Source organism: Odoribacter sp. Z80 (genome assembly GCF_009935865.1).
In the GTDB taxonomy this organism is placed as follows: domain Bacteria; phylum Bacteroidota; class Bacteroidia; order Bacteroidales; family Marinifilaceae; genus Odoribacter.
In genome coordinates this window covers 141,611-163,619 of sequence record NZ_QWEL01000004.1, presented here as the reverse complement: position 1 = coordinate 163,619, position 22,009 = coordinate 141,611, and the positions used below count along the sequence as shown (strand labels likewise).

20 protein-coding genes, 1 tRNA gene and 1 riboswitch are annotated in these 22,009 nt (G+C 42.4%); of the genes, 12 read left to right on the top strand and 9 right to left on the bottom strand.

Annotated features, from left to right (window positions below; genetic code table 11):
* Positions 1-32 precede the first annotated feature (32 nt).
* Together D1136_RS05745 and kbl are read right to left on the bottom strand one after the other, a co-directional pair.
* Positions 33-1,253: a site-specific integrase gene (locus D1136_RS05745; protein ID WP_161876667.1), complete on the bottom strand. Its 1,221-nt coding sequence runs from the start codon at positions 1,251-1,253 to the stop codon at positions 33-35.
* Between the two features lie 194 nt (positions 1,254-1,447).
* Positions 1,448-2,638, bottom strand: a complete 1,191-nt coding sequence (gene kbl, locus D1136_RS05740) for a glycine C-acetyltransferase (RefSeq protein ID WP_161876666.1) — start codon at positions 2,636-2,638, stop codon at positions 1,448-1,450.
* 148 nt (positions 2,639-2,786) lie between these two features.
* A riboswitch (FMN riboswitch) is annotated at positions 2,787-2,908 on the top strand.
* A 69-nt stretch (positions 2,909-2,977) separates the two neighbouring features.
* Between kbl and ribD the strand changes: the two genes are divergently transcribed.
* Genes ribD through ribE form a run of 4 tightly spaced genes read left to right on the top strand, consistent with a single transcriptional unit; the run spans position 2,978 to position 6,511 of the window.
* Positions 2,978-4,078, top strand: coding sequence for a bifunctional diaminohydroxyphosphoribosylaminopyrimidine deaminase/5-amino-6-(5-phosphoribosylamino)uracil reductase RibD (gene ribD, locus D1136_RS05735; RefSeq protein WP_161876665.1), 1,101 nt, complete (start codon positions 2,978-2,980; stop codon positions 4,076-4,078).
* A gap of 14 nt (positions 4,079-4,092) precedes the next feature.
* The gene (locus tag D1136_RS05730) at positions 4,093-4,731 is read left to right on the top strand and encodes a riboflavin synthase (RefSeq protein ID WP_161876664.1); all 639 of its coding nucleotides are present in this window, start codon (positions 4,093-4,095) and stop codon (positions 4,729-4,731) included.
* A 21-nt stretch (positions 4,732-4,752) separates the two neighbouring features.
* Positions 4,753-6,021, top strand: coding sequence for a bifunctional 3,4-dihydroxy-2-butanone-4-phosphate synthase/GTP cyclohydrolase II (locus D1136_RS05725; RefSeq protein WP_161876663.1), 1,269 nt, complete (start codon positions 4,753-4,755; stop codon positions 6,019-6,021).
* Between the two features lie 25 nt (positions 6,022-6,046).
* On the top strand, positions 6,047-6,511 hold the full coding sequence (gene ribE / locus D1136_RS05720; protein WP_161876662.1) for a 6,7-dimethyl-8-ribityllumazine synthase: 465 nt from the start codon (positions 6,047-6,049) through the stop codon (positions 6,509-6,511).
* A gap of 81 nt (positions 6,512-6,592) precedes the next feature.
* Here the strand turns inward: ribE and yidC are convergent, their stop codons facing one another.
* From yidC to D1136_RS05705, 3 genes are all read right to left on the bottom strand, one after another.
* Positions 6,593-8,443: a membrane protein insertase YidC gene (gene yidC / locus D1136_RS05715; RefSeq protein ID WP_161876661.1), complete on the bottom strand. Its 1,851-nt coding sequence runs from the start codon at positions 8,441-8,443 to the stop codon at positions 6,593-6,595.
* 35 nt (positions 8,444-8,478) lie between these two features.
* Complete coding sequence (locus tag D1136_RS05710; protein ID WP_161876660.1) at positions 8,479-10,074, bottom strand: CTP synthase; 1,596 nt, start codon at positions 10,072-10,074, stop codon at positions 8,479-8,481.
* A 114-nt stretch (positions 10,075-10,188) separates the two neighbouring features.
* Positions 10,189-12,006, bottom strand: coding sequence for a DUF349 domain-containing protein (locus D1136_RS05705; protein WP_161876659.1), 1,818 nt, complete (start codon positions 12,004-12,006; stop codon positions 10,189-10,191).
* 180 nt (positions 12,007-12,186) lie between these two features.
* Here D1136_RS05705 and D1136_RS05700 point away from each other — a divergent pair, with 180 nt between their 5' ends.
* The 6 genes from D1136_RS05700 to D1136_RS05675 all read left to right on the top strand — a co-directional run bounded on the left by D1136_RS05700 (position 12,187) and on the right by D1136_RS05675 (position 15,737).
* On the top strand, positions 12,187-13,086 hold the full coding sequence (locus D1136_RS05700) for a lysophospholipid acyltransferase family protein (RefSeq protein WP_161876658.1): 900 nt from the start codon (positions 12,187-12,189) through the stop codon (positions 13,084-13,086).
* A gap of 11 nt (positions 13,087-13,097) precedes the next feature.
* Entirely contained in the window at positions 13,098-14,099 is a 1,002-nt protein-coding gene (locus D1136_RS05695; protein ID WP_161876657.1) for a glycosyltransferase family 2 protein, read from the top strand.
* Between the two features lie 49 nt (positions 14,100-14,148).
* Positions 14,149-14,712 carry an RNA polymerase sigma factor gene (locus D1136_RS05690; protein WP_161876656.1) on the top strand — a complete coding sequence of 188 codons (564 nt, stop codon included), beginning with the start codon at positions 14,149-14,151 and terminating at the stop codon, positions 14,710-14,712.
* 2 nt (positions 14,713-14,714) lie between these two features.
* A complete protein-coding gene (locus D1136_RS05685) occupies positions 14,715-15,098 on the top strand; it encodes a hypothetical protein (RefSeq protein WP_161876655.1) in 384 nt (127 codons plus the stop codon).
* A gap of 16 nt (positions 15,099-15,114) precedes the next feature.
* The gene (locus D1136_RS05680) at positions 15,115-15,567 is read left to right on the top strand and encodes a hypothetical protein (RefSeq protein ID WP_161876654.1); all 453 of its coding nucleotides are present in this window, start codon (positions 15,115-15,117) and stop codon (positions 15,565-15,567) included.
* 82 nt (positions 15,568-15,649) lie between these two features.
* Positions 15,650-15,737 (top strand) — tRNA-Ser (locus D1136_RS05675).
* 206 nt (positions 15,738-15,943) lie between these two features.
* Here the strand turns inward: D1136_RS05675 and D1136_RS05670 are convergent.
* The 3 genes from D1136_RS05670 to D1136_RS05660 all read right to left on the bottom strand — a co-directional run bounded on the left by D1136_RS05670 (position 15,944) and on the right by D1136_RS05660 (position 18,912).
* A complete protein-coding gene (locus D1136_RS05670) occupies positions 15,944-16,159 on the bottom strand; it encodes a hypothetical protein (RefSeq protein WP_161876653.1) in 216 nt (71 codons plus the stop codon).
* A gap of 90 nt (positions 16,160-16,249) precedes the next feature.
* Positions 16,250-17,488 (bottom strand): tight junction protein ZO-3, encoded by a 1,239-nt coding sequence (locus D1136_RS10845; protein WP_202623069.1) that lies wholly within the window; start codon positions 17,486-17,488, stop codon positions 16,250-16,252.
* A gap of 461 nt (positions 17,489-17,949) precedes the next feature.
* Positions 17,950-18,912 (bottom strand): manganese catalase family protein, encoded by a 963-nt coding sequence (locus D1136_RS05660; protein ID WP_161876652.1) that lies wholly within the window; start codon positions 18,910-18,912, stop codon positions 17,950-17,952.
* A 379-nt stretch (positions 18,913-19,291) separates the two neighbouring features.
* Here D1136_RS05660 and D1136_RS05655 point away from each other — a divergent pair, with 379 nt between their 5' ends.
* Positions 19,292-19,969 (top strand): hypothetical protein, encoded by a 678-nt coding sequence (locus D1136_RS05655; RefSeq protein ID WP_161876651.1) that lies wholly within the window; start codon positions 19,292-19,294, stop codon positions 19,967-19,969.
* Between the two features lie 57 nt (positions 19,970-20,026).
* Complete coding sequence (locus D1136_RS05650) at positions 20,027-20,182, top strand: hypothetical protein (protein WP_161876650.1); 156 nt, start codon at positions 20,027-20,029, stop codon at positions 20,180-20,182.
* Positions 20,183-20,621: 439 nt separating this feature from the next.
* Here the strand turns inward: D1136_RS05650 and D1136_RS05645 are convergent, their stop codons facing one another.
* Entirely contained in the window at positions 20,622-21,959 is a 1,338-nt protein-coding gene (locus tag D1136_RS05645) for a S9 family peptidase (protein ID WP_161876649.1), read from the bottom strand.
* Positions 21,960-22,009 lie beyond the last annotated feature (50 nt).

Here is a 22,009-nt window from a genome sequence, read left to right as displayed (position 1 = left end):
ATTTGAAGGAGTGATGTTTTTAGTCTTACTTTTCATAGGTCTTTCAAGATGAGTGAATTTGCTTTGTCAATAATGGAACATTCTAAGGAAGCAAGATAGATTTGCGTTGTGGTTTCTGAACCGTGCCCCATACCTTCGCTGATAACGGAAACAGGTATGTTTTTGTTTTTTGCAATGCTGGCCCATGAATGGCGCGCTACGTAAGTGCTTAGAGGTATCGGCAGGTCAATGAGTTCCCCCACTTGTTTCAGGTGTGTGTTTACCATATATAGTTTGTTTTTGTATTGTTGTCTGGCTTTCTCTGTGTTGGGTGTCTTGATGATGGGCAGTAGATAGGGACTGGCTTGTAGGAACGGCGTATTGTATTTATCTACAATTTCCTGCATACATTTTTCCCATTTGATAGAAAGCTGTTGTCCGGTTTTCCGCCTTCGGTAGGTTAGCATTCCGTTTTTGAGATCCGATTTTTTTAGGTAGGCCATATCTACAAATGACATGCCCCGGGTGTAAAAACTGAACATAAACATATTTCTGGCAAAGGCCGTTGCCGGATAGGCTGTCAGGTCTAATTCCTTGATTTTCCGTATATGAGCTATTGTGACAGCCCGTTTTACGGTTTTGTCCACTCCAGTATAGACGTGTTTGAACGGATTTCGTTGTGCCGTAGCTCCTTCTTCTACAGCCCGGTTGTATACAGCCCGAAGAACGCGCATGTAGAATGAAATAGTGTTCATGGTAATGCCTCTTGCTTTCAGGTAGGCTTCATATTCTCTCATTAAATCGGAGTTTATGGCATCCAATATAATATCTTTGTTTTTCCGGAATCGCAGAAAATCGTTAAGTGTAGCAATGTAAGCCTCTGCCGTCCGTTCGCGATGAAGTCGTTTAAGTTGGATGATAACCTTTTTCATAAAGCTGAAAAAGGATTGTTCATTTGCAAAATCCTGGAATTTTTGGATAACATCGTCTGCTGTTGTTATGTTGCTTGAATTTCTTTTGCATAAATAAATGATCTTTTCCAGTTGTCTGAGGTCTCTGATGATGTGTTCCTGAATAGAAAACAGGTAATGGTACCGGTTGTTGCGGGTATTTTTGACAATGATTGAGGCTTTGGTTTTATTCCACTCATCCGCAAAAATCCGGTATTTTGTTTTTAATTGGCGCACAGTGCGGTGCTGGATGATTTGATAGTAGATGCGACCTTCTTTCCCTTTTATGGAGGAAGGGCGGAATTTTACTTTGATTGATGCCATATTATTGGTTTTTAGGTTTGTATTTTTCTACAAAACTAAATTCCTTATGGTGTGGCTGTGTGGGTATCGGTATAAAAAACTCTTGGCGGTAATTGATTTTGTGGTTTATTTGTCTTTTGCTTTTTAGTAGTCCGGAAAGAAATAGGGCTGTCGGAAACCGGCAGCCCTATTGATAATAGTTGATGTTCTGAATATTAGTGAATAACATTCAGTTTTTTACCGATCTTGATAAATGCTGCAATAGCCCGGTCTAATTGTTCACGGGTATGAGCGGCAGACAACTGAATCCGGATGCGTGCTTGTCCTTTCGGAACAACCGGATAGTAGAAACCGGTTACATAAATATTTTCTTTTTGCAGTTCGGCTGCGAATTGCTGTGAAAGCACAGCATCGTATAACATCAGGGCTGCAATAGCTGATTCTGACGGTTTGATGTCGAAACCGGCTTCTTTCAGTTTGCCCCGGAAATAGTTTGCGTTTTCCATCACCCGGTCGCGCAGTTCTGTGCTTTCCATCAGCATATCGAATACGGCGATGGAAGCGCCGCAAATTGCCGGAGATAAAGAGTTGGAGAACAAATAAGGTCTTGACCGTTGACGCAACATTTCGATGATTTCTTTTTTACCAGTGGTGTAACCGCCCATAGCTCCACCCAGGGCTTTACCCAGCGTTCCGGTAAAAATGTCGATGCGGTCCATTACTCCGTTGTATTCAGCAGAACCACGACCTGTTTTTCCGATGAACCCTGCAGCATGACTATCGTCTACCATGACCAGGGCGTTGTATTTGTCTGCGAGGTCACAAATCTCTTTTAATCTGGCAATGTCGCCGTCCATAGAGAAAACTCCATCGGTAACGATGATTCGGAACCGTTGAGCCTGTGCTACTTTCAACTGTTCTTCCAGGTCTTCCATGTTGGCGTGTTTGTATCTGTAGCGAACTGCTTTACACAGACGTACTCCGTCGATGATGGAGGCATGGTTTAATTCATCAGATATGATAGCGTCCTCTTGAGAGAAGAGGGGTTCAAAAACACCGCCGTTGGCATCGAAACAAGCTGCATATAAAATTGTATCTTCTGTACCAAAGAATTGGGAAATCTTTGCTTCCAGTTCTTTGTGAATATCCTGGGTTCCACAGATGAAACGCACGGAAGACATACCGTAGCCCCGGGCATCCAATCCTTTTTTAGCTCCTTCAATCACTTTCGGATGAGAAGAAAGGCCCAGATAATTGTTGGCACAAAAGTTTAACACGGTTTCTCCGGTTGTTAATTTAATTTCTGCACCCTGTGGGGTTGCGATCAGTCTTTCGGTTTTGTATAAACCAGCATCTTTAATAGACTGAATTTCACTTTTTAAGAAATCTTGAAATTTTCCGTACATAACTGTAAGTTTGTTTTGAATATGTGCTTCAAAATTATAATTTTTCTGCATACCTTGTATAAAAACGATAAAAATTTTATCAAGATTTATAGGCGGTTGGGAGGCTATGTTTAGAAAATTATCATTACTTTTGCAAAGTACATTTTAGATATTTCTTCAGGGCAGGGTGTGATTCCCTACCGGCGGTGATAGCCCGCGACTCTCCGGAAGGGGACTGAACCGGTGAAATTCCGATGCCGACGGTGATAGTCCGGATGAGAGAGGAGATAACACAGCGAATGAATATTCCTGTTGTGTGATTTATATAATGCCCTGAAGCAATTCAGGGCATTTTTCTATATGAAAGAAAGAGATATACAGTACATGAACCGGGCCATTGAGTTGGCCGAGCGGGGAAAGGGCTGGGTAAATCCCAATCCTTTAGTGGGGGCCGTTATTGTGAAAGAGGGAAAAGTGATCGGAGAAGGGTGGCATGAGTGTTTCGGCGGCTTGCATGCGGAGCGGAATGCTTTTAAGAATTGTTCGGAAAGCGCAGTAGGGGCTACTTTGTATGTTACTCTTGAACCGTGTTGCCATTATGGGAAAACACCTCCCTGTACGGAGGCGGTGATTGAGCACCGGATTGCGAGGGTAGTTATCGGGTTGACAGACCCGAATCCGTTGGTTGCGGGGAAAGGAGTGGAGTTGTTGAGGAAAGCGGGTATTGAAGTGGTGACGGGGGTGGAAGAAGAGAAAGTGAGGGAGCAGAACCGGATTTTCTTGAAATATATCACTACTGGAAAACCTTGGGTCGTTTTGAAGACAGCTATGACGCTGGATGGTAAGATTGCGACTTGCACGGGAGATTCTATGTGGGTGAGTGGAGAGCAGGCCAGGAAGGTAGTACAGGAAATGCGTTGTACCTATCAGGGAATCATGGTTGGGAGCGGTACGGTGAAAGCAGATGATCCGCTGTTAAATTGTCGTTTGGAGGGAAAGGTCAGGCAGCCCGTCCGGATTGTGGTGGATAGTAAAGCTTCGGTTGATTTGGAGAGCCGGCTGGTAAAGACGGCTGCCGACTACCGGTTGGTAATAGCTCATACGATGAAAGCGGATGTCCGGAAACTGGAGCATTTGAGAAAATCAGGTGTGGAAACCCTGGTATGCCGGGAGCAGGAGGGGCATGTGGATTTGTTGGATTTATCGGAACAATTGGGGCGCTTGGGAATAGATTCAGTGTTGTTGGAAGGAGGGGGACAGTTGAACGAAGCTTTTCTCCGGTCCGGGCTGGTTGATGAGGTTTGGGCTTTTGTGGCTCCTAAGATTGTAGGGGGAAGAGAGGCAAAAACGGCAGTGGAGGGAGAAGGCATAGCCCGGATGAGTGACGCTCTGGTTTTACATCGGGTGACGGTTGATAAAGTGGGTGAAGATATATTGATAAAAGGAAGATTGGCGCGGTAAAGACCATTAAAGTTATGTTTACGGGAATTATTGAAGAAATAGGCAAGATTAAAGCGGTAAAAAGAGGAAGCAGAAGTGTGAGCCTGGATATTGAGGCGGATAAAGTTTTAAAAGATACGAAGGTCGGTGACAGTATTGCCACGAATGGAGTTTGTCTGACGGTTACCGGTATGGGGGAGAATTTCTTTTCTGCTGATGTAATGCCGGAAACTATGGAACGAAGCAATCTGAGATTGCTTAAGCCGGGCGAGCGGGTGAATCTGGAGCGGGCTTTGTGCCTGAGTGCCCGGATTGGGGGGCATCTGGTAGCCGGACATGTGGACGGGACCGGTCGTTTGATTGAAAAAACGGAAGATGAAAATGCTATTTGGCTGACTTTTTCTGCTGCTCCGCAGCTTTTACGTTATGTCATTGAAAAAGGGTCAATTGCTATAGATGGGGTCAGTTTGACTGTTGCTTATGTGGATGCTTCTGTTTTTCGGGTGTCTGTTATTCCCCATACCCAGAAAGAGACTACGTTGGCCGGAAAGTCTGTCGGCGCAATAGTCAACTTGGAAAATGATATGATTGCAAAATATGTAGAAAAATTGTCAGGCGGAGGAAAAACTGCCTCTGGGTTGACTTTGGATTTTCTGCAACAGCATGGTTTTTGATAAATATAAAAAGAAAATACAATGGAAGAATTTAAATTTAGTACGATAGAAGAAGCTGTCGCTGATTTGAGAGCCGGAAAAATGATTGTTGCGGTGGATGACCCGGACCGGGAGAATGAGGGGGATTTGATATGTGCTGCCGAACATGCGACTTTGGCTAATGTGAATTTTATGGCTTCTTACGCCAAGGGATTGATTTGTATGCCTATGAGTAAGGAGTTGACAGCTAAATTGGGATTGGAACAAATGGTGACTAATAATACGGATAATCATTGTACGGCTTTTACGGTTTCTATTGACCATATCTCGACGACTACGGGTATTTCAGCTTTGGAACGTTCGGTGACAGCGATGAAGTCGGTGGAAGAGGGAGCAAAACCTTCGGATTTCCGGCGGCCGGGACACATGTTTCCTCTGGAAGCCAAGGCGGGGGGAGTATTGGAGCGGATGGGGCATACAGAGGCTACGGTGGATTTGATGCGCATTGCTCATTTAAAAGAATGCGGATTGTGTTGTGAGATTATGCGGGAAGACGGGACGATGATGCGTACCCCGGAATTGAAAGAATTTGCTTTAAAGCATGGATTGAAAATGATTACCGTGGCAGACCTGATTACTTACCGCCGTCGTACGGAGATTTTAGTGGAGCGGGTCACGGAGGCGGAAATGCCTACGAAATACGGTATTTTTAAAGCTTACGGTTATGTAAATAAAATCAGTGGTGAGCATCATGTTGCTTTGGTGAAAGGGGAAATTGGGGATGGCGAACCGGTGTTGTGCCGGGTTCATTCTGAGTGCCTGACAGGAGATGCTTTTGGTTCTTTACGTTGTGATTGCGGCGAGCAGCTGGCGGAAGCTCTACGCCGTATTGAGAAGGCTGGACGCGGAGTTTTGCTCTATATGCGTCAGGAAGGCCGTGGCATAGGTCTTATTAATAAGTTAAAAGCGTATCACTTGCAGGATGGGGGGATGGATACGGTGGAGGCCAATCTGGCTTTGGGATTTAAAGCCGATTTGAGGGAATATGGTACAGGGGCTGAAATTTTAGCTGATTTGGGTGTGAAGAGAATGATATTAATGACTAATAATCCCTTAAAAATTAAAGGTCTGGATGGTTTTGGACTGGAAGTTGTAGGGCGAGAACCGATTGAGATGACTTGTAATGAGAAGAATGAGTTTTATATGTATACCAAATATAAGAAGATGGGGCATATCTTGCATGTGCGGAATGAGGCTGATATTGCTTCTGTCCGGCAGAAGATAGAAAAAGAAAAGAAAGAGGAAAAATGAAATATTAACGATAAAAGATAAAAATATGAATTTGCTGGAAGGAAAATTATTGGCGGAAGGCCAAAAAGTGGGTATTGTAGCTGCCCGTTTTAATGAGTTTATTACTTCTAAGTTGCTGGGAGGAGCTGTAGATGCTTTTGTGCGTCATGGAGGGGATGAGGCCGGTTTGGATGTAGCTTGGGTGCCCGGAGCTTTTGAGGTACCTTTGATTGCAAAGAAAATGGCTGCGAGCGGTAAGTATGATGCTGTGATTTGTTTGGGGGCTGTGATTCGTGGGGCTACGCCTCACTTTGATATGGTTGCTAATGAAGCAACAAAAGGAGTGGCACAGGTGGGGTTGCAGACAGGTGTTCCGGTTATTTTTGGTATTCTGACTACGGATTCGATAGAGCAGGCTGTGGAACGGGCAGGAACAAAGGCTGGAAATAAAGGATTTGAAGCTATGACTACTGCCATTGAAATGATAAATTTGTTGAAAACCATTGGTTGAAAACAGGATAGGTTTGGAATAGGCCTGTCTAAGGCCAAAAAGAAAATACCCCCTAAATTATTTAGGGGGTATTTTCTTCGTTTATTTTCTTCCTTTTGCCTGCTCTCTTATGCGTTGTTGTTGCATTTTCTGCATTTCTTCCAGCCTTTGTTGGAATTTGGATTTTTTGACTGGTTTGGTTTTTGCCAGTTCGATTTGCTGCAATAATTTTTTATCGTCAACAAATTTCCGGATAATCCAGGTTTGGAGAATGGTAATGAGGGTTGCAATAAAATAGTAGTAGCTTAAACCGGAGGAATAACTGTTAAAGATAAACAGGAACATCACCGGCATAATATACATCATGGTTTGCATGCCTTTCATCTGGTCATTCTGGGGTTGATTTTTGTTGTTCATGACCATATAGATGATATTGGTTGCAGTCATCAGCAGGCAAAACAGGCTGACATGGTTTCCGTAGAATGGAATAGTAAAAGGCAGTGTGGCAATGGAATCGTAAGATGCCAGGTCGGTTGCCCATAAGAAACTTTGCTGACGCAGTTCTATCGCACCCGGGAAGAAATAGAAGAGGGCAATCAGAATCGGCATTTGAATAAGCATGGGAAGGCATCCTCCCATAGGATTAACGCCTGCTTGTTTGTAAAGTTTCATCATGGCTTGCTGGCGTTCCATGGCTTTGTCGGCCGGATATTTTTTTGTCAATTCATCAAGCTGAGGTTTCAGCACCCGCATTTTTGCCTGAGACATGTAAGATTTATAGGTGAGCGGGAAAAGAATAAGCTTGATAATTAGGGTCAGTAATAAAATGATAATTCCATAGTTCAAGGTTGTATTGTTTTCCAGGAAATTGAAGATGGGAATAACAACATATTTGTTGAACCAGGCAATCCATTTCCATCCCATATTAATGACGTCGGGCAGGTCGATGTCCTTGCCATAAGCTTTTAGGACAGAATAGGAATTGGGGCCGAAGAAAAATTTCATGTTGTATTGTTCATTGCTTTTTCCACTGTATGGGAGTGGAATTTCAGCACTGACCTCTTTCAGGTAGCCGTTCCTTTCGCTTATTTTACTGGTTAGTAACACATCACTGAGCGGAGTTTCCGAAATCAGGACAGAGGAAAAAAATTGTTGTTTGAAGTCAATCCATTGGATTTTGTTGCTCAGGGTTTCTTTTTCGTCAGAAGTCAGGGAAAGGTTCTCCACATCATCTTCGAAAAATTTATAATAAATTCCGGTATAGCGGTTTTCGAAATCCTTACTTTTTTCAAGCTGAGGCATGTTGATGCCCCAGTTAAGAGTCAGGAATGACGAATTGGAAGCGATGACTTCTCCCATCTCATGGGTAAGTATGCTGAAATCAGTCATATAACTGTCCGGGGCCAATTTGTAAAGATATTCAATGTATTTAGTGCTGTCAGCATACAGGCGCATGGACAATGTTTGTTCCTGGTCTTTGGCGTAAAGGGTCGTTTCTGTCGTGCCAGGGGTGAAAAAGAACTTTTCGGTATTGATTTCCTGGTTGAGAGCATAAAAATTCAGTCCGAAAGTTGCCTCCTGTTTTTTCCATAAAACCAGAGGCAAAGAATCGTGAGTACGGTATTCTTTGAGGTCGACATAGACAATTTGCCCTCCCTGGGTGCTGATGTGAAGTTTTATTTTATCATTTTCCAGAGTGATAATTTTATTTTCTGCGTTAGCCTGAAAGAAAACGGAGTCCGCTTGACTGCTTGGGGTTGCCAGGCCGTTTGGGGAAGATTCAACTGAAGCTTGTTGCCGGGCAGCAGCTATTTCTGCTTTTCTTTCTACCTTGGCGATAGAATCCTGACGCAGCATTTCCAGTCTTTGTTCTTCACTGGGATGATTGAAATAAGAAAAACCGATCAGGATGAGGAAGATCAGTATTAAACCGATGATTGTATTTTTGTCCATGTTTTAATTCTATGAAAGTCTGTTTTTAATTTTTTTTATGACAAACAAGCTTTGATGAAGGCGATGAATAAGGGATGGGGCTTGATGACTGTACTTTTATATTCGGGATGGAACTGAACACCTACAAACCATTTGTGTGCAGGAATCTCTACAATTTCAGTCAGGCCTGTCTCCGGATTCATACCTGTGGTGAGCATGCCTGCTTTTTCAAATACATCCCGGTATTTGCTGTTAAATTCATAGCGATGGCGATGCCTTTCCATAATTTCTTGCTGGCCGTAGGCTGCGTAAGCTTTGGAGCCTGGTTTTAGTTCACATTTATAGGCTCCAAGCCGCATGGTACCTCCTTTTTCGGTAATTCCTTGTTGTGAATCCATCAGGTCAATGACCGGATATTGGGTTTTGGCCGCCATCTCGGTGGAATCGGCACCTTCCATTTTCAATACATTCCGGGCAAATTCTATGACTGCCATTTGCATGCCCAGGCAAATACCGAAGAAAGGAATATTGTTTTCGCGGGCATATTTAATGGCAACTAATTTTCCTTCTATTCCCCGGTGTCCGAATCCCGGAGCTACGAGAATGCCATGAAGGTCTTTTAGTTTAGAAGTGGCATTCTCAGCATTCAGTTCTTCACTGTGAATCCATTCGATGTTTACCTTGCAGTCGTTGATTGCTCCGGCATGGATGAAAGCTTCTACAATGGATTTGTAGGCGTCGTGCAATTCAACATATTTTCCCACTAAGCCGATACGGACTTCTTTGCTGTAATTTTTGAGTTTATAAAGAAATTTTTTCCACGCTTCCAGTTCCGGTTCGCTGTTAAGCGGCAAACCGAGCTGTTCCAGGACAATTTCGTCCAGCTTTTCTTCCCTCATCTTAATCGGCACTTCATAAATGGTGGATACATCGATGGATTGAATGACGGCTTTGGGCGAGACATTGCAGAAAAGGGCTACTTTTCTGCGGAGGTCGGTGTTGAGCTCGTGCTCGGTCCGTAAGACCAGAACATCCGGTTGTACTCCGATTTCCAGCAATGCCTTTACAGAATGCTGGGTGGGTTTGGTTTTCAGTTCACCGGATGCCGATAAATAGGGTACCAGAGTCAGATGAATCAATACAGATTTTTCTCCGAGTTCCCATCTGAGCTGACGGACTGCTTCAATAAAAGGTAATGATTCAATATCACCGACAGTACCGCCGATTTCTGTGATAACGACATCGTATTCTCCTTTGTTGCCCAGAAGTTTTATGTTGCGCTTGATTTCATCTGTGATGTGAGGTACGATTTGTACAGTTTTTCCCAGGTAATCACCACGTCTTTCTTTGTTGATAACGTTTTGATAGATTCTGCCGGTAGTGATGTTGTTGGCTTGGGAGGTCGGACAGCCTGTAAATCGTTCATAATGTCCCAGGTCGAGGTCTGTTTCCGCACCATCATCGGTAACATAGCATTCCCCGTGTTCATAAGGGTTCAGAGTTCCCGGATCAATGTTGATGTAGGGGTCCAGTTTTTGATTGGCAACTTTGTAACCTCTTGCCTGAAGTAGTTTTGCAAGAGATGAGGCTATAATACCTTTTCCCAGAGAAGAGGCAACACCGCCGGTGACGAATACATATTTTGTTGACACTGTATCTTTTGTTTATAAATTTATCGAAGTTGCAAATGTAATAATTAAAGGGGAAAAGTAAAAAGGGTGCCCGAACATTTTCGAGGCACCCTTGGGATGAAGTTTTTAATGTCGTTAAATTAATGTGTCCAGTGCTTTTAATTTTTCTTGTAAAAGTTTCAGCCGTTGCTTAGCTTTTTCGATTTTGGAAGTCAATTCACTGATAAGTCCCTGGGCCTTGCTGGATTTTGTGAAGAAGCCCATGTTGTTCTCCCACGTGTGAATATCGGTTTCCAGTTGTTTAATTTTTCCTACCAGTTTTTCTCTTTCATTGATGATTTTGAATTCTTTATTCTCACTGCTGTCCATGGAGGAAAGCTTTGCCCTGAATCTTTCCAGGTTGCGGTCAAATTCATTGAGGTTTAACTGGTCGAACCATTCGTTCATGACATTCCGGAATTCTTCCTGGAGGCTGTCTTTTACTTTGATGGGAACGAAGCCGATTTCACTCCATTTTGCTTGAAATTCTTTCAGTTTACTGATGTCTTCTTCTGTGTTGCCCGTTAGGCGGAATTGTTTGATTTCTTCCATCACTGCTTTTTTCAGTTCTAAATTCCGGGCTTGTTCGGTGTCAATGTCTTTGAAAAAATTATTTTTGTTATTGAAAAAAGTATCGCAAGCTGTTTTGAACCGTGCCCATACTTTGTTGGAGTATTTTTTGGGAGCGGGTCCGATTTTTTTCCATTCTTTTTGGTAGGAGATGATTTTATCGGCAGTTTTCTTCCATTCTGTACTGTCTTTGATTGCTTCTACTTTTTCGCAAAGTTGAATTTTTAGTGCCAGATTTTTGTCCTGTTCTTCATTCCATTTTTTATAGAATTCTCTTTTCTGGTCGAAAAAGAGGTCGCAGGCAGTCCGGAATTTTTTGTAAATTTTATTCCGTTCTTTTTGTGGAATGCTGCCTGAGTGGTTCCATTCTTCCTGTAATTCAAGAATGCTTTTGGTGGCGGTGTTCCATTCCGAGATTCCTTTGTATTCTCCCCGGGCCAATTGTTCGGCTTTTTCGCAAATTTCTTCCTTTAATTTCAGGTTGTTTTCTTGTTCCTGTTTCAGAGATTCAAAAAAATGGTGGTATTTCTCGTTGATTTGACCGGTTGCCGTTTTAAAGCGTTCCCAGACGTTTTCTTTTTGTTCTTTAGGGATAGGGCCGATTTCCTTCCATCGGGTATGTAGTAATTGCAACTGTTTAAAAGCGGCGGCAATGTCATTTTCTTCCGCTAATTTTTCCGCTTCTTCACAAAGTGCATTTTTGGCATCCAGGTTGCGCTTCAGGTCTAAATCCCGGAGTTCTTTATTGATTTTTATATAGTTATAGAAGTTTTCGACATGATGGTGATAAGTTTCCCACAGGCTGTTCACGCAAGCCTGAGGAACCATGCCTGTATTATGCCAGCGTTCTTGTATATCCCTGAATTCCTGAAAGGTTTTATCTAAGGATTCTTCCTTCTGAACCAGTGCTTTGAGTTCCTCAATAAGACCGGTTTTGATTTTCAGATTTTCTTCCCGTTCGGCTTCGAGCTGCCGGTTGGCGGAATTTTTTTTATCTTTATAGAGTTTATAGAGTGCATTGAAACGTTCCCGGTTGTCGTTTTTATATTCAAAGTCTTCTGGCGAATCTCCGTCAGCTGTGAATTTTTCCAGTGCTTTTTCGTATTCTGATTTATACCGGGCTTCAAATATTTCCGGCAAGCTTTCCATTGTATTTTTTATTGCAGCTACGGGATATCCGTCAATCAGCTTTTGAGCCTGACGAACAATTTCTTCAGTGGAAAGAGCCGAAAAATTGATTTCCGGCAGAGGTTGGGGTAATGTATTTTCCGGGGTTTCATTGTTTTCTGAAACTTCCGGGGTTATGGTTTCTTCTTCTGAGATAAAGCTTTTTTCTTGCTCCATAGTTTGTCAGCGCTTAAATATGTGTATCCGCATGAAGCATATGACTGTCATTTTGCTTCATTATCAAATACGAAAATAGTTTATTTATCTGAGAAAGACAAATTATTTTAGATTTGCAATGGAGGATTTTAGATTTTGGTTTAAACCCTTTATCTTTGAATTTTCAAATCAGCGGATGCAATGAGGTCGAAAATATTATGTAGTTTAATTTTGGGAGTCAGTAAATTGCCTCTGGCGGTACTTTATTTGTTTTCCGATATTTCCTGGCTGGTAGTTTATTATGTAATAAGGTACAGGCGTAAAGTAGTCCGGATGAATTTGATGCATGCTTTCCCTGAGAAATCTTTGGAGGAAGTTATCCGAATAGAAAAAAAGTTTTACCGGCATCTTTGTGATTTGTTTGTAGAATCCTATCATCTGGGGCATATGACGGAGAAGGATATTCGTCGTCGTTGTGTTTTTACTAACCCGGAAGTCGTTCAGCGTTATTTTGACGAAGGGAAGAGTGTTATAGCAGTGTTAGGGCATTACGGTAATTGGGAATGGATGGCATCTTATGGTTTATGGATGCCCGGGGATGTTGATTTCTTCACATTGTATAAACCGTTACACGATGAGGTTGCTGACCGGGCAATGTTCCGGATTCGTTCCCGTTTTCGGGCTAAGCCTGTCCCGAAGAATGATATATTACGGAAAATTGTAGAGAATAGGAGGGCCGGACGTTTATTTCTGGCCGGGTTTATCGGTGATCAGACTCCTAATGCTGCGAATCTGAATTTCTGGATGGAGTTTTTAAATCAGGATACTCCCGTATTGTTCGGAACCGAGAAGATAGCCCGTAAATTTGACATTCCGGTGGTTTCTTTACGGATGCGTAAAGTGAAGAGGGGGTATTATGAGGTGGATTTTATAAATATTTGTGATCAACCGAATTGCTTGGAATCTGGAGAGTTAACCCGGATGCATACCCGCCGGTTAGAGAATAATATCCGGGAAGTTCCGGAATTGTGGTTATGGTCGCATAAGCGGTGGAAACATAAGCGTGTTTCGCAGGACAGGAATGTCCGGGTGTTTGAATGAAAGGGATGGATATGGTTAAAGTGGCAGTGATTATATTAAATTGGAATGGTGAAAAATTATTGCAGAAATTTTTGCCTTCCGTGGTGGAATATACGCCTTCCGCATTGGGAAAGGTAGTGGTGGTGGATAATGCTTCTGAAGATTGTTCAGTGGAGGTAGTCAAGCAGGGATTTCCTTCGGTAGAGCTGGTTTGCTATGACCGGAATTATGGGTTTGCCGGAGGATATAACCGGGCGGTTAAGGAGAGGGAGGAGGAAATCGTGGTTTTGTTGAATAGTGATGTGGAGGTAACGGAAGGGTGGCTGGATCCCTTGGTAGAAATGTTGGAGAAGGAGCGGGAGGTGATGGCTGTGCAGCCGAAAATCAAGTCCTGGCGGGAGAAAGATAAGTTTGAGTATGCCGGGGCTTGTGGCGGATATATCGACCGTTTGGGATTTCCCTTTTGCCGGGGCCGCATTTTAAATGTAACGGAAGTGGACCGGGGACAATACGATGAACCGGCGGAAGTATTTTGGTGCAGTGGTGCTGCCCTGTGTATCAGAAGGGCTGATTATTTACGGGTTGGGGGATTGGATGAACATTTTTTTGCCCATATGGAAGAAATTGATTTGTGTTGGCGGTTGCGGAATAAAGGAGGGGTGTTGAAAGTCGTTCCAGCCTCGGTTGTTTACCATTTGGGAGGAGGGTCGCTGCCTATGAACCATCCCCGGAAGTTATTTTTGAATTATCGCAATAATCTGCTTATGCTATATAAAAATCTGACCATCAGTCAGTGGCGTCAGGTGAGGTGGCAACGTTGGGGATTGGATTTGGCAGCGCTGGTTTTGTTTCTGGCAAAAGGAGAATGGAAGAATGCCCGGTCTGTTTGGTTGGCTTATCGTGAGTTCGGGAAGATGAAAGCTTATTATCAACCCTCAGGGCAAGAGGGTACAGACCGTTGTATCTACCGGGGATGTATAGTCTTTCAATATTATTTTAAGCATATCCGTGCTTTTTCACAACTGTCTGAATAAACTTTAAGAGTTTATTTTTGTCTATATTTAGAAAGCAGTAAAAACGCCAATGGAAGTCTTTGAGGATGAATATATCATTACTTTGTTTCATGCAGAGAAGCAGGAACAGCGGGCTTTCCGCTTGTTGGTAAATCAGTATAAGGAACGGCTTTACTGGCATATCCGTAAAATTCTGATTGGTCATGAAGATACGGATGATGTACTGCAAAATGTGTTTGTGAAGATTTGGCAAGGGTTGAAAGAATTCCGCTATGAATCAAAGCTTTTTACATGGATGTACCGGATTGCTACGAATGAAGCTTTGAATTTCCTGAATGAAAAGAGGCGTAAAGTTTATGGGAGTACTGATGAGATTTCTACCTGGCTGGAGGATACGTTGGTGAGTGACCATTATTTTTCGGGGGATGAGATTCAGAGGGAATTGCAAAGGGCAATTCTGACTTTATCCGACCGTCAGCGATTGGTTTTCAATATGAAGTATTTTGATGATTTGTCTTATGAAGATATGGCACAGATATTGGGAGTCGCTGTCGGTACTTTGAAGGCAACTTATTACAATGCTGTGAAGAAGATAGAAGCAAATTTGAAAATTGTAGACACCTTAAATGGATGAGTATGGACAATTTCAATAAAAAATACGAAAAGAAAAATCCTTTTTCTGTACCGGATGGTTATTTTGAACAGTTGGAAGACCGGTTGATGGAACAGGTGGGGAAGCGGGAGAAGCATCGGAAAGAGGGGATTTGGTTACTTGTCAAGCCTTATCTGGGATTAACAGGTGTTTTTTTACTTGCTTTATTTGTGGTACAGATTATCTTACCGGCTGTGGTTGATAAACACCAGATGGTCATAAAACAAGGCGGTGAGGTGGTGCAGCATTTGGAGATAACTGAAGAAAATGTTTTTGATGCCCGTTTCAATCCGACAAATGAGGAAATTATTGAGTATCTGTTTTCCGAAATGGATAGTTATGAGTTGTTATATGCAGAAAATTACTGATGATAAAAATTTGGATATGAAAAATATAATATTGTTATTGCTGTTACTGGCAGGGGGAGGTAGTATGGCGGTTGCCCAGGGAAAACTGACAGAGGAAAAACGGAAAGAATTTGAGGCCCAGAAGGTTGCTTTTTTTACTCAGGAATTGGATTTGTCTCCTTCGGAAGCTGCAGTGTTCTGGCCTTTGTACAATGAAATGCGGAAAAAGAGAAGAGAGATTGAAGGACAAATGCGCAAAGGAGCGAATGAGGTGAATAAGGCTTCTGCTTTGGCAGAAGAGAAGTATGCGGAAGCCATTGGTAAAAAATTAGCATGGGAAGATGAATTGCAGAAGATAAAGAAGGAATATTATCAGCGTATGACAGGCATCCTTCCTGCTTCAAAGGTTTGGAGACTGGGAGAGGCAGAACGTAAGTTTCAGCGGCAATTGTTTGAAAAGCTGTGTTGCAACTCTGCTGTCAAGAAATAATTCTTAAAAATAGTAGTAAAAGTTTTGTAGGTTTACGAAAAAGCACTACTTTTGTCGTCGCAATAGTGCAATTCAGCACTCTGGAGAGATGGGTGAGTGGCTGAAACCAACAGTTTGCTAAACTGTCGTACGGGATTACTGTACCGGGGGTTCGAATCCCCCTCTCTCCGCCGAACTCCAGATACGAATGGGGGACAATATACGACAAACCCTGTAAAATCAAGGTTTTACGGGATTTTTTCTTTTCTCTATTGAATATCTCAAAGACACGAAAAAGCCCCGTTTGGACAAAGTTCCGTTACTAAATCGTTACTAAAAACAGTACGATGATTTTAGTAACGATTTTTAAAGTAAATGCCTGATTTATGGCTTGTTGTCAAAAAAGTGTCTGCTCATAATTCATCATACGGATTCGTTTTTCATTGAGCAGGATTCCGTTCGTCGTGATTTGCTGTGTAAAACCTAAAAAGACATTCCGAAATCGCTTTTTGCGAAAATTCCGAAATTTAGCAATCACTTCGTCAAAATACATCAAAGGTTCGCTTCCGAACCAATCCAGCATCAACGTTTCCGCCTTTTTCTTTGTAATCATTGTTAGCAAATTACCGTATTCTGTTTCAATATTAAAATTGCTTAACTGATCGTTTATTGTATTTCTATTTTATGATTAGTATTTAATCCGCTAATCTCCTGTGGGTTCATTACGGTCTATTTTCACATGTAAAGTCTGTGGCTTACCGTTACGTACTATACTTACAGCCAAAGCATCCAGCAAACGTAATTGATTGGCTGTTTCCAAAGTGATTTCACCGTAGGGGATGCCCTCTATGGAAACAATTTCATCACCCACTTGCAAGCCCGCCGTCTTATAATAATTTTCTTTGTAATTGCCTACACAATTCACAATAAATCTGCCATCCTGGCTCTTCCGAGTCGAATAATGGAAACGTTGGTACAAAGGATTCACCAGACGCTTAAAATGACGGAGAGGTTGCAAGCCGAGATGCTTGTTTTTCATGTCGAAAAAGACATTGAAACGTTTTAGAAAGTTCAAACCGATAACATACGGATGAGACACGGAATTTTTATAGTCCAGCGTATAAAGACGCAAGGAATCCAACCGTAAATCATTAAACAACGTCCCTGTCACCGTATAATACCGTGTATAACGACCTAAATCCTGCAACCATACCGCATCTTCCCTTTGATGCAGATAGTCCTGCTCCTGTGTTCCTAACAAAAAGACAATATCCTTGGAAAGTCCGGTATCAATAAAAAACTTTTGATAAATAGTAAGAGTATCCTGGTTCGAAAAGCAAACTTTTAACGGCAAGGTGACAAAAAAAGGGCTATAGTCCGAGATTTCCAACGGTAACAGTATACAATTTTTCGGAAACTGGTAGCCATCTGCGGAATGAACTTCCATATAATTGTTCTCAAAGTTCAACTCCCATACGTGTGTCGTATCGCTTTTGGGAATATTGAACATCCCGTCAGCAAGAGTGCTATTCATATATTTTTTATAAGACCATGCACATATTCCTGAATAGACAAAGTCAGTTCTGCCAAGTTTCAACTTTAGTTGCATCGAATCATAGAGTATTGCCGGCTCTTTGACCATACTCCATGCAACACCCCAAGGTATTGTGCCCCATACGTGATTTTGAGATAAAGACGGATTGACCGACAATATACTGCTGTCCAAAGTTACAAACTCAAAATTATAGCCAAAATTATCCCCAGAATCAAACACCAATTTTACCGTTACACTATCGTTTAACTGTACGGGAATCGCCACTTTTCTGTCTTTCAGATCAAAGGTAAAATAACTCCGATTGGATGTGTCCACCTGTTGCCGACAACTGCACAACACTCCCAATAAAACAATAAACAACAAATAAGGAATATTTATTACTTTCATAATCTTATAAATTAAAATTCTAATGAAGGCGTCCGGAAGTCCAGAGCAATTCCAAAAACAGAACTCAGCCATTTTAGGATTAAGCCACTTCCGGACAATCTTCTCATTTACAAATTAACACATGAGATTATCTGGTTATCAGCTATTCAATGTATGTCCTAAAGGTATAAAGATTCCATACTTTTATGGCTTTTTGCACAAAAATTAAATATACGGGAATTTGGTAAATAGTGAGTATATTGTTTCTATCCGTTTATTTTAAAGTCAATTTATCTTAGGATAATACACCCAATTTTAGGGAATGTGAAAAGTCAGAAGATGAGCGGCAGTTCATTGAAAAATCATTTTCACGACATTGAAACGTACGAAGCCTATGTTCTGAGAAAACGGAAAATGTAAAAATGCCCTGCATGTTAACATACAGGGCATTTTTGTAAATGTAGTATAGAAAATATTGGTTTCTAAAGGGGCTGCTTTTTGTCTTTTGAGCCGGGTTGTTGTTTGTTCCATTGGATATTTTTGGAGGGTGTTGCTGACAGAATTTCATTGCTCCGTTCTTGCGCCAATTTTTTATCTGCTTTTTCAACAGATTCTTCGGTGCGGTTTGTTCCTTGCGGTTCGGCGTCCACAAGTCCGTTTGTTTCCCTTACGTATTTCAGGGGGTCAGCAATGTATTGCCATTCTTCCTGTAACTGGGTACTTTTTCCTTGGTTCCAGGGGCCCCGGGCATCTTCGCCCTGTGACATGTTGAAATAAAGATTGCTGTATTTCGGGGAGGTCTGGAATACAGCCGGTGGAAAATTGGGCTGAATGGTGGCTAAGGCTGCTTCGAATTGCTGGTAATGAGTTACTTCCCTGGTCATCAGGAATACAAGTGTTTCTTTTACTAATGGGTCGTCGGTTAATGGAATCAGGTTTTCGTAGCCAATTTTGGCCCGGCATTCACCTGCCATGTTGGAACGGAGATCGACTGTTAAATCGGCAGTTGCAGAAACATAACTGGCACACCAGGGATTACCATTGCTGTCGGTAAGGGCCGGGCTGCCAGGTGCACCTACCAGAAAATGCGGATAGGTGAATGCCTGATGAATGAGGTCTTCTTTTGCAGCTTTGCCGCTCATCATAGTATGAAGGGGGGTATCTTCCACTACGTTTTTCATTTCGCCGCCGACACTTCCCAATAACATTTGGATGGTAGCTCCTACGATTTCAAGGTGTCCGAATTCTTCGGTAGCGATGTCCATCAACATATCGTATTTGTCCGGGAAGGGATTGTGGCAACTGAAAGCCTGTACGAAATATTGTAAGGCCGATTTTAACTCTCCATTGGCTCCGCCGAATGCTTCAAGCAATACACGTGCGAAACGCGGGTCGGGTTCGGAAACCCTGGCATTGAATTGCAACTCTTTTACATGGTAAAACATAATTCATTGGTTTTAGATTAATAATAGGGTTGATAAATGAATATTCCGTTTTGACGGACATATCTTATTGGTAAAACGTTGATTTACAATGTTTGTTCTGTAAAAAAATATAAGCATTATTATAGAGTGTAATTCTGCCGGATATTTTCGACGGAAGTTTTATGAGGGATTTGAGGTAAAAGAAAATACAGGCAGGGAAATGGCTGGATAAATTTTATCAATAAATACATATATTATTGAAATACAGTGTTTTATTAATGTTTTTTGTGTTGTATTTAACTAACATAGAAGATGGAATGGCGTTTATACTGTAAACAATTTCGGTAGACGGTTGATTGAATGGCTGGCTATCAAATATTAACAACTAAATTTAGAGATTATGCAAACAGGTACAAACAACCAGGGGCGTGAAGATTACCAGGAAAAACCGGAACAATCTTCACAACAAGGAGCACCGATGGGTAATGAGAATTACCGGGGACAGCAAACGAAGCAGGAACACCATGTGCAGTCGGATGAGACGCAGTACGGGAAAATCCGGGAAAGTGAAATCGGCTCGGGTAAGACAGAACAGCGTTCTGCAAACCTTCGTGAACAGGTGAACGAAGGTGCCCGCACAATGGGAGAGAAAACTCGTGAATCTTCAGACAAAGTGGGGGATAAAGTAAATGACTGGACTGATAAGACGAAGAATAAAATCAATGAATGGGCTGATAAAGCTGAAGATAAGATGAATAATCTGAAGGATAAGGTAGGGGAAAAGATGGACGCTTGGACAGGCAAGAATCATAGTGAACGGGCTGAGGATAAGTACGAGAAGGCCGAAAAAAAGATGGATAAAGCCGAAAAGAAATTGGACAAAGCTCAGGATAAATTTGCCCAGGGATATGAAAACGATGGGGTCAGAAAAATGGAAAAAGCTGAAAAGAAAATGGATAAGGCTGATGACAAAATCCGGGATGCCCATGAAGAACTGAGGAAAACTACTGATACTTTTTCTTCAAAAGATAAACCTTCCGGTAAAGAGAATACAACAGGTCAGGGGACTATCCGGTGAGGAGGATCGTTTGAGGAATGAGAGAATCATTTTTAATATTCACTTAAATTGTTAGTTATGAAAGAAGAAAGTAAAAAAACGAAAACCAGAAGTACAGCTTCTCAGAGCAGCGGGACTTCTAAAGGATGCTCATCTTCTAAAAATAGTAGCGGAAAGAGTGTTCAGGCAAAATCTTCCAAATCGGGTTCTCAGAGCAGTAAAACGGGAAAATAATTGAATTGGGAGAATAATAGAAGGTAAATTACGTTTCTATGAATGTATAATTTTTAATACAAGTACGATGAACAAGGAAAATCAAAAAGCAGGAAACAGTGGTAGTCATACTCAGGGAGGCAGCCACGAACAACATGTAGAAGCAGGCCGTAAGGGTGGTGAAACTTCTCGCAGTGGAAGTCGCAGCTCACAGAGCAGCCGTACTCAATCAGGTAGCCGCACTCAGAGTGGCAGTCAGGAACAACCTGCCAAAACCAGCCATAAGAGCGACGAGACTTCACGTGGCAGCAGCCGTAAAAAAGAGAGTGGAAAATAGACTTCTTTTGACTTGAATATGGCGGCAGCTTTTCTGTTATAAATGCTGTCACGGTTGTTTAGGATGAAGCAGGGGCTATGGGAAGAATTTCCTATAGCTCCTGTTTTGTTTTAAGCACCTGTTTTATTGTGCCTTTATCCATTTTATGATGTCTTTTGTGACTTTTGGGCAGATGGTTTCTTCAATGTCGGAATATTCAACGGGCAATCCTTTATCGGCAGTCTGGAACATGTGGTTCAGGCCGGGATAGGCAATTGTGGTTACTTGCAGGTTGCCGTTTGTGGTGATTCCTTTATGGATATAAGTGAGATTTTCTACTGGAACCTGACAGTCTTTGTCTCCGTTTAGGGCCAGTACGGGGCAGGTGATTTCGGGGAAATCCCATTCTGGGTCATATTTCAGTAATTCGATTTTGCCGGGATTATAGAGTTGTCGGGTGGTTTCAGATGCTTGTCCTGCCAGGGGAGTACCGGCAAAAAGTTCGGTTAGCTTGCGTTCGCAGGTTTGTGCATCCGCTGTTTGCAAAACGATTTCCTGGGCTTGCTGCATATATTGGTTGTAAGTGTTGATGAATTCCTCTTTGGCGCCGCTTGCCCGCAGAAGGGCTGCCCGTTGCAGGAGCAATAGTTCACTTCCGTTGACACCTCCTCCCGCCAGGGTAATGATAAAAGCTACTTCTTTGCGGGCAGCCAGGCTGAAGGCGATGAAAGCGCCTTCGCTATGTCCGATTATGCCGATGCTGTCCGGTCGAATCTCCGGCCGTTGTTTCAGGTATTGTAAAGCAGTGTAGGCATCGGTTTCGAAATCCGGGAGTCCTGAAGCGTTGAAATTACCTGTGGAGGCTCCGGTGCCCCGATCGTCTACTCGCAAGCTGGCAATACCGTTTCGGGCAAGGTAATCGGCTATAACCAGAAAAGTTTTGTGTTCGTGAAAGGTATTGTCCCGATCCTGAGGACCGCTGCCGGAGATAAAAAGTACAGCTTTTTTTGTCGTTGGGGTCAAGGGGAGAGTCAGGGTTCCTGCCAGGGTAATCCCGGCTGCTTCGTTCCGGAAAGTGACTTCTTCCGAACGATAGGGAAAAGGCGGTCGCGGTGTTTGCGGCCGGTGGAATACAACCGGTTGTCTGCTTAGTATCAGGGGAAATGTGTAGCCGTCCTGTGTCAGAGTTCCATGAAGTTGTTTGTCTGTTTGTCTGTTTATCTGACAGGAGATGTCGGCATCCGGAAATTCCAGATTGAATGGGGTATTTATAAAATCTGCTTTTGTGGCTGGATAAATCCGGTCTGATAAATCCGGAATTTTGAGTGTTGCCGAGCAGACATCTTTTTGCTGTTGCAATTCTATGATTAACCGAAGCCGGTGGGTCTTCAGGTCGGGATAACCGTACCATATACCCGTTATATCTTGTGAAAAAAGCGGAAGTGTGCAAAAAAGCCAAATGGAAAGTAAATAGTTTTTCATGATGGTTTATATTTTTCTTAAAAACGCTCAAAAGTAAAAAAAGGGGGGAA